We start from the raw sequence: 3,434 nt of genomic DNA on the forward strand, positions 1-3,434 counted from the left end.
CGCTGACCGAGCAGACCGACACCACCACCGGGCCGCTGCTCGACGCGGTCGGCTCCTCGACCGCCGCGGCCCGCGACGCCGCCGAGCATGCCCTGAAGACCCTGCCCACGACGTCGGGGTCGACCGTCGGCGCGCCGAACCTGTCCCGGCAGGGCCTGGCCGTGCTGGAGCAGGCCCGGCAGTTCATGCAGTCGTTGGGGGACACGTTCGTCTCCACCGACCACCTGCTCGAGGCGCTCGCCCGCACCGGCGGCTTCGGCCTGGACGCCGACGCCATCGCCGTCGAGATCCCCAAGATCCGAGGGGGCGCCACGGTGAACACCGCCGACCCGGAGGCGACCTACGACGCGCTGGAGAAGTACGGCACCGACCTGACCCAGGCGGCCCGTGACGGCAAGCTCGACCCGGTGATCGGCCGTGACTCCGAGATCCGGCGCGTCGTGCAGGTGCTGTCCCGGCGCACCAAGAACAACCCGGTGCTCATCGGCGAGCCCGGCGTCGGCAAGACCGCCGTCGTCGAGGGGCTGGCCCAGCGCATCGTGGCCGGTGACGTCCCGGAGTCACTGCGCGACAAGAAGCTCATCGCCCTCGACCTCGGCGCGATGGTCGCCGGTGCGAAGTACCGCGGCGAGTTCGAGGAGCGGCTCAAGGCGGTGCTGGAGGAGATCAAGAACTCCGAAGGCGAAGTCGTGACGTTCATCGACGAGCTGCACACCGTCGTGGGTGCCGGCGCGACCGGCGAGGGCGCCATGGACGCCGGCAACATGCTCAAGCCGATGCTGGCCCGCGGCGAGCTGCGCCTGGTCGGTGCCACCACGCTGGACGAGTACCGCCAGCACATCGAGAAGGACGCCGCGCTCGAGCGGCGCTTCCAGCAGGTGTTCGTCGGTGAGCCGAGCGTGGAGGACACGATCGGCATCCTGCGCGGGCTGAAGGAGCGCTACGAGGCGCACCACAAGGTGGCCATCGCCGACAGCGCGCTGGTGGCCGCGGCCACGCTGTCCGACCGCTACATCACCGGCCGGCAGCTGCCGGACAAGGCGATCGACCTCGTCGACGAGGCCTCCTCCCGGCTGCGGATGGAGATCGACTCCTCGCCGGTGGAGATCGACGAGCTCCGGCGCAGCGTCGACCGGCTCAAGATGGAGGAGCTTGCCCTCGAGCAGGAGACCGACGCGGCCAGCAAGGAGCGGCTGGAGAAGCTGCGTCACGACCTGGCCGACCGCGAGTCCGAGCTCGCTGCGCTCAACGCCCGGTGGGAGCAGGAGAAGGCGGGCCTGAACCGGGTCGGTGAGATCAAGGCCAAGATCGACGACCTGCGCGGGCAGGCGGAGCGGCTGCAGCGCGAGGGCGACCTCGCTGCGGCGTCCGCGATCCTCTACGGCCAGCTGCCCCAGCTCGAGCAGGAGCTCGAGACCGCCCAGCAGAGCGAGGCCACCTCGTCCACCGCGGGCGGTGAGGGTCCGATGGTCAAGGAGGAGGTCGGCCCCGACGACATCGCCGACGTCATCAGCTCCTGGACCGGCATCCCCGCCGGCCGGCTGCTCGAGGGCGAGACCGAGAAGCTGCTGCGGATGGAGGACCACCTCGGCAAGCGGCTGATCGGTCAGACCGAGGCGGTGCGCGCGGTCAGCGACGCGGTCCGGCGCTCGCGGGCCGGGATCTCCGACCCCGACCGGCCCACCGGGTCGTTCCTCTTCCTCGGCCCGACCGGTGTCGGCAAGACCGAGCTCGCCAAGTCACTCGCGGACTTCCTCTTCGACGACGAGCGGGCCGTGGTGCGGATCGACATGAGCGAGTACTCCGAGCGGCACGCCGTCGCGCGTCTCATCGGAGCCCCGCCCGGCTACGTCGGCTACGAGGAGGGCGGCCAGCTCACCGAGGCGGTCCGCCGGCGGCCCTACTCGGTCGTGCTGCTCGACGAGGTCGAGAAGGCCCACCCGGAGACCTTCGACATCCTGCTGCAGGTGCTCGACGACGGGCGGCTGACCGACGGCCAGGGCCGCACGGTCGACTTCCGCAACGTCATCCTCGTGATGACCTCCAACCTCGGCTCGCAGTTCCTCATCGACCCGCAGCTGACCGACGAGGCCAAGAAGGACGCCGTCATGGCGACGGTGCGCCAGTCCTTCAAGCCCGAGTTCCTCAACCGGCTCGACGAGATCGTCATCTTCGAGGCCCTCACCACCGCCGAGCTGGCCCGCATCGTCGACCTGCAGGTCGACGCGCTGGCCAGGCGGCTGCACGACCGGCGGATCACCCTGGAGGTGACCGACGGGGCACGGGAGTGGCTGGCACTGACCGGCTACGACCCGGCATACGGCGCGCGTCCGCTGCGCCGCCTGGTGCAGACGCAGATCGGCGACCAGCTCGCCAAGGCCCTGCTCGCCGGCCAGGTCCGCGACGGCGACACCGTCACCGTGGACCACACCCTGGGCGCCGACGCCCTGACCCTGGTACCCCACCACACCGCGAGCACCGACGCCGCCGACGACACAGCCAGAGACGACACCCCAGACGACACCGGAGAAGACACGGCCGGGGACAGCCTGGCCGGCAGCGCCGCGTCAGGCGGCAGGTCCTGATGGGCGCCGGCACCCCGCCACCGGCCAGCACCCCGCCACCGGCCAGGACCTCCCGGACATCGGCGGTGACGCCGCCGGCGGGCGTGTCGGTCTGGGTCCAGGGGCTGACCCGGCCGATGCTCACCGGCGGCGACCTGGCCGACCTGGTCACCATTGGGCAGGTGGCCGGGGTCGGCACCGATCCGGCCGCCGTTGCCGCCGCGATCACCGACGGCGCCTACCGGGACCAGCTGCAGGAGCTGGCCCGGGCCGGCGCGGGCCTGCAGGAAGCGGTGCAGGCGGTCCTGGTCCAGGACGCGGGCGCCGCCTGTCAGGTGCTGGCCCCAGTGTTCGAGCGGTCCGGCGGCACAGACGGGTGGGTGTGCCTGCCGGTCGATGCGCACCTGGCCGGGGACACCACCGGCACCCTGGCCGCCGCCCGCCGGCTGTGGGCGCAGGTGGACCGGCCCAACCTGATGGTCACCCTGCCGGCCACTCCCGCCGGCCTGCCCGCCATCTCCGCGGTCCTGGCAGATGGGGTCAGCGTCAACGCCGCGCTGGCCTGCTCGGTGACCGGTTACCGGGCAGTCCTCAACGCCGTCCTGGTCGGCCTGGAGCAGGCCCGCCGCAACGGGCGGGACCTGTCCGGCATCCACGCGGTCGCCTCCCTGTGCGTGTGTGCGGTGGATGCCGAGGTCGACCACCGGCTGGACGCCTTGGAGGGAGTCAGCGCCCGGGCCCGGGGGCAGTGGCTGCGCGGGCAGGCCGGGATCGCCAACGCCCACCTGGCCTACCGGGCCTACGAGCAGGCCCTGACCACCCCCGCGCCGACCAGCGGGAGGGAGGTCGCCGACCGGACCTGCTGCAGGA

Annotated in this window: 2 protein-coding genes; both read left to right on the forward strand. The window is 72.4% G+C overall.

From position 1 onward, the window contains the following. Nucleotides 1-2,585 (forward strand): ATP-dependent chaperone ClpB (gene clpB, locus FRW57_RS19090; protein ID WP_152186774.1); only part of this gene is annotated, 2,585 nt, incomplete at its 5' end. Nucleotides 2,586-2,650: 65 nt separating this feature from the next. Then, nucleotides 2,651-3,434, forward strand: a 784-nt coding sequence (locus FRW57_RS19095; protein WP_275263208.1) for a transaldolase family protein, incomplete at its 3' end; no start/stop codon positions are given.

This window comes from Segeticoccus rhizosphaerae, assembly GCF_009192725.1.
GTDB lineage: Bacteria > Actinomycetota > Actinomycetes > Actinomycetales > Dermatophilaceae > Segeticoccus > Segeticoccus rhizosphaerae.